The organism is Stenotrophomonas sp. GD03777, from assembly GCF_029842485.1.
Lineage (GTDB): Bacteria > Pseudomonadota > Gammaproteobacteria > Xanthomonadales > Xanthomonadaceae > Stenotrophomonas > Stenotrophomonas sepilia.
This window is the reverse complement of the sequence record NZ_JAOCGL010000171.1, coordinates 1-4848: the sequence shown is the minus strand read 5'-3', so window position 1 is coordinate 4848 and position 4848 is coordinate 1. Positions and strand designations below refer to the sequence as shown.

Sequence of the window (4848 nt, the reverse complement as noted above, 5' to 3'; positions counted from 1 at the left end):
GGCAACGCCGGGCCGACAAAGTCGCCCTGCACGTAATCCACGCCGGCACTGAACAGCAGCGTCATCGAGTTGGCATCGCTGACGAATTCGGCGATGGTGCGGATGCCCGCTTCCTGAGCACGCGCAGTGATCTGGCTGATGCGGTCGATGTTCTCGCGGGTGGCAGCCAGGTCGCTGGTGAAGCCCCGGTCCAGCTTGAGGAACTGCGGCTGGAAGTGGGCCAGCAGCTGGAACGAGTCCAGCCCGGAACCGAACTGCTCCAGGCCGATGCGGCAGCCCAGTGGCGCCACTTCGGCAAGGAATTGCTGTGCACTGCGCAGGTGGGTGAACACCTTCGCTTCCGGTGCATGCAGCCACAGCCGTTCGCCGGGCACGCCCTGTGCCTGCAGTTCGCGGTGCAGGGTGGCGATCATCTGTGGGTCATCGAACGATTCCGGCGTGACCTTCACCAGCACCTGGGTGGCATGACCCGCACGTGCGCGTTCGCCCAGCACCGCGATCGCCTGCGAAACCACCCAGCGGTTGATGTCGGCCAGCAGGCCGTGTTCCTCGGCGATGCCCAGGAACGCGGTCGGGCTCAGCAGCTCGCCATTGTTTTCCAGGCGCAGATAGGCTTCGTACAGCTCCAGTGGTTCGCCCTGCAGGTTCAGCACCGGCTGGTAGTGAAGCTGGAAACCGTCGCCGGCCAGCGCCTCGCGGATGCGCGCCACCCAGCGCTGCACACGCTCTTCCTCGACACGGTCGGCGGCAGCCGGGTCGAAGATGCGGCAGGTGTTACCCAGCTCGGCTGCAGCCTGGGTGCATTCACTGGCGCGCGCCAGCACCTGGCCGATGCTGGCGATCTTCTCACCGACCTGCACGCCACCGATGCTGACCGTCACCGTGGCCGAGCGTGCGCCGATGCTGAAGACGTGTGCGGCGTAGGCTTCTCGGATGCGCTCGGCCAGCGCCACGGTCTGTGCGTAGGGCCCGGCCTGCAGCACGGCGAAATTGTGCTCGCCGAAACGGGCCAGTTGCGCGTCCTCGCCAACCACTTCGGCCAGCAGGGCGGCGAGGGCGCCGATCAGGGTGTCGGCCGAGGCCAGGCCGATATCCGGCAGCAGGCGCGCGTAGTGGTCCGGCTCGATCAGCAGCAGGCCGAACTGGCCCTCGCTGCGCCCGGCCTGGGCCACCGCGCTTTCCAGCTGCAGCATGAAGGTCGGGCGATTGAGCAGGCCGGTGACCTGGTCGCGCTGGCGCAGGTCCTCGACCTCGCGTGCCAGTTCGGGGTCGAACTCCATGCGGCGGCGGAGAACCACCTGCAGGCAGGACTCGCCCTCGTAGGTGGCCGCCGTAAATTCCATCGTCGCCGGGAACGCACTGCCGTCCTGGTGGCGCGCGTCGAGCTGGTACTGGGGCGGCGGCGCCTCGCCACGGCTGAGGCCCTTCAGCAGCTGCTTGAAGCCCTCCACGTGCTGGGCGGCGACCATGTCCAGCAGCGAAATGCCTTCGATGTCGTCGAAATGCTCGTAGCCGAACATCTCCAGGTAGGCGTCGTTGGCGCGGATGTGCATGCCTTCATGCACGTAGGCGATGGGGTCGCGCGAGGAGGCGATCAGCGCGTCGCAGCGGCGCTCGGTCTCGCGCATCTGCGCCTCGATGCGGCGCAGGCCGCGGCGCGCCTGCAGGTCGACCCACTGGTCGCGGACCACGGCGAGCAGGTGCTCGGGGCGCTGGCGCAGGGCAAGGGCACGGATGCCATGGCTGCTGGCCTGCACCAGCTCGTCCTCGTCGATGCGCTCGGCCAGCAGCACCAGCGGGATGTCCTTGCCGCTGGCGGCGATGTGCTGGGCTGCCAGCTGCAGCGGAATGCCCTGCGACGGCGAGGCCAGCACCAGGTCGATGGCCTGGCTGGTCAGCACCTGGGCCAGCTCGGCTGCATCCTGTGGGCGCCACGGACGTACCGCGATGCCGCTGTTGCGCAGGGTGCTGACGATGGCTTCGGCATTCTCGCCGCTGTCATCGACGATCAGCAGGCGGATGGTGATGTCGTTCGCGTTCTGCATGCACTGCTCCCCAATCTGCGAATCTAGATACACGATGCGCGGCGAACCGTCCATGCGCGTCCCCCTTGCGCGAATGGAACGGCGAAGTGGTTCACACCACGCCGCCCGCTGCGTGCCCGCTTGCCCAGGCCCATTGGAAGTTGTAGCCGCCCAGCCAGCCGGTCACGTCCAGCACCTCGCCAACGAAGTGCAGGCCGGGGACGCGCTTGGATTCCATCGTTGAGGATGACACTTCGGCGGTGTCCACGCCGCCCAGGGTGACCTCGGCGGTGCGGTAGCCTTCGGTGCCGCTGGCCACCAGCGGGAATGCGCCCAGCAGCTGCGCAGCCTGGCGCAGCACCGGCTCGTCCAGCTGGCGCACGGGGCGGTCGGGCAGCCAGTGCTCGCACAGCCGCTGTGCCAGCCGCTTCGGCAGTACCTCGCCCAGCACCGTGCGCAGCTCGGCGGCGGGGCGGTCGCGCTTCATCTGGCGCAGCCACTCGCCCGCATCCTGGCCCGGCAACAGGTCCAGCTCCAGCGCATCGCCGGGCTGCCAGAACGAAGAGATCTGCAGGATGGCCGGGCCGCTCACGCCACGGTGGGTCAGCAGCATGAAGTTCTGGAAGCTCTTGCCGTTGCAGCGCGCCTCGATCGGCAGTGCGACGCCGCTGAGGTCGGCCAGCCGCTCCTGGTGCTTGCCGCTGAGGGTCAGCGGTACCAGCCCGGCGCGGGTCGGCAGCACCTGGTGACCGAACTGGCGGGCCACTTCATAGCCAAAGCCGCTGGCCCCCATGCTGGGAATCGACAGGCCACCGGTGGCAACCACCAGCGAGGCGCAATGGAACAGGCCGTGCGTGGTGTGCACGCGGAAACCATCGCTGCCATGCTCGATGCGCTGCACGCTGCAGTCGGTACGGATCTGTACGCCGGCCGCCTGGCATTCGTCCACCAGCATTTTCACGATCTGCTTGGAGGAGACATCGCAGAACAACTGCCCCAGTTCCTTTTCGTGATAGGCGATGCCGTGCTTGTGCACCAGCTCGATGAAATGCCAGGGTGTGTAGCGGGCCAGCGCCGACTTGCAGAAATGCGGGTTGGCCGACAGGAAGTTGGCCGGGGTGGTGCCGGTGTTGGTGAAGTTGCAGCGGCCACCGCCGGACATCAGGATCTTCTTGCCGACCTTGTTGGCATGGTCGATCACCTGCACCTGGCGGCCGCGCTGGCCGGCAGTGATCGCGGTCATCAGCCCGGCTGCGCCAGCGCCGATGACCACCACATCACAACGGATCGTGCTCATGCCTTGGCGCGCTTGCGCCAGGTCGGGATCACGTCGAGCTGCATCTGATCGTTGAGCAGCTGCACTTCACCGTCCTGGATCAGCACGCTCCAGCGCATCGCGCGCTGGATCTGCTGGCCCCACAGCTCTACGAAGGCACCGTCGAGGTCGACCACCGAGAGGTTGTCGAAGCGCGCCAGGCCCTTGCTCTGCTTGCCCCACCAGATCTCCGAGGCGTTGCCGCCATAGTTGACCACCTGCACCTGGCGGCTGCGGTTGCTGGCCTTGCGGATGCGCGATTCGTCCGGATGGCCCAGGTCGATCCACTGCAGGATGTCGCCGGTGTAGTCGTGTTCCCACAGGTCGGGTTCGTCATCGGTGCTCAGGCCGCGGCCGAACTCCAGGCGGTCGCCGGCGTTCAGCGCGAAGGCGAGCAGGCGCACCATCAGGCGCTCGTCGGTCTCGGACGGATGCTGGGCCAGGGTCAGGTTGTGGGTCGCGTAGTAGCCGCGATCCATGTCGCTGATCTGCAGTTCGGCCTTGCGGATGGTGGCGGTAAGAGCCATGGGGGGTCCGTGGACTAAAGACGACAATGATAGAGGTTTGCTCCGGGGGTGTCCGTGGCTGGGCTGTCTGCATGCCGTCAACGGTGGCACTCTTGAGGTCTTTCCTGTGGCCGGAGTGGACGCCATGAGCCTGCCCAGCCGGTTGCAGCTGCCGCCCGGCCCCTGGGCCACCCTGCTGGATGGCCTGTGTGCACGTTTCCCGCGCATCGCGCCCGCGCAATGGCAGGATCGCTTCGCGCGTGGCCGTGTGCTGGATGCGCAGGGCAGGGCGCTCACTGCGGACATGCCCTGGCAGGTCGGGCGGGAGATCCAGTACTTCCGCGAGGTGGCCGACGAACCGGTGATTCCCTTTGTCGAGACCATCGTCCATCTGGATGCGCACCTGCTGGTGGCCGACAAGCCGCATTTCCTGCCGGTGACACCTGCGGGTGGGCATGTGCGCGAGACGCTGCTGGCGCGGCTGGTCGCCCGCACCGGCAATGCCGATCTGGTACCGCTGCACCGGCTGGATCGGCTGACGGCCGGGCTGGTGATGTTCTCGACCCAGCGAGCGTCGCGCGATGCTTACCAGCGCCTGTTCCGTGATCGGCGCATCGAGAAGGCCTATGAGGCCCTGGCACCGGCGCTGCCGGGGCTGGCGTTTCCGTTGCAGCGGGACAGCCGGTTGGTGCCGGGCGAGCCGTTCTTCCGCATGTCCGAAGTGCCCGGTGAGCCCAATGCGCGCAGCCGGATCGAGCTGATCGAGGCCGAAGGGGCGATCTGGCGCTACCGGCTGCTGCCGGAGACCGGCCGCAAGCATCAGTTGCGCGTGCACATGGCCATGCTGGGGGCGCCGATCTTGGGTGACGACCTGTACCCGCAGCTTCGGCAACGGCCACTGAATGTGGCCGAGTCACCGCTGCAGCTGCTGGCGCGGGGCCTGGCCTTCGACGACCCGTTGAGTGGCGCACGACGGATGTTCAGCAGCGGCCGCAGCCTGAGC

General features: G+C 67.5%; 4 protein-coding genes. 1 reads left to right on the top strand and 3 read right to left on the bottom strand.

All coding sequences use genetic code 11. The annotated features are described in order from the left end of the window. From N5E02_RS20065 to N5E02_RS20055, 3 genes are all read right to left on the bottom strand, one after another. The coding region (locus N5E02_RS20065; protein WP_279946668.1) for an EAL domain-containing protein at positions 1 to 2045 on the bottom strand (2045 nt) is incomplete at its 3' end. A 91-nt stretch (positions 2046 to 2136) separates the two neighbouring features. Beyond that, positions 2137 to 3321 (bottom strand): NAD(P)/FAD-dependent oxidoreductase, encoded by a 1185-nt coding sequence (locus N5E02_RS20060; RefSeq protein WP_061477923.1) that lies wholly within the window; start codon positions 3319 to 3321, stop codon positions 2137 to 2139. Further along, positions 3318 to 3866 carry a YaeQ family protein gene (locus tag N5E02_RS20055; RefSeq protein ID WP_072168291.1) on the bottom strand — a complete coding sequence of 183 codons (549 nt, stop codon included), beginning with the start codon at positions 3864 to 3866 and terminating at the stop codon, positions 3318 to 3320. The genes N5E02_RS20060 and N5E02_RS20055 overlap by 4 nt, the downstream gene beginning before the upstream one ends. A gap of 124 nt (positions 3867 to 3990) precedes the next feature. Here N5E02_RS20055 and N5E02_RS20050 point away from each other — a divergent pair. Beyond that, on the top strand, positions 3991 to 4848 hold an 858-nt coding region (locus tag N5E02_RS20050), incomplete at its 3' end, for a pseudouridine synthase (RefSeq protein WP_279946667.1).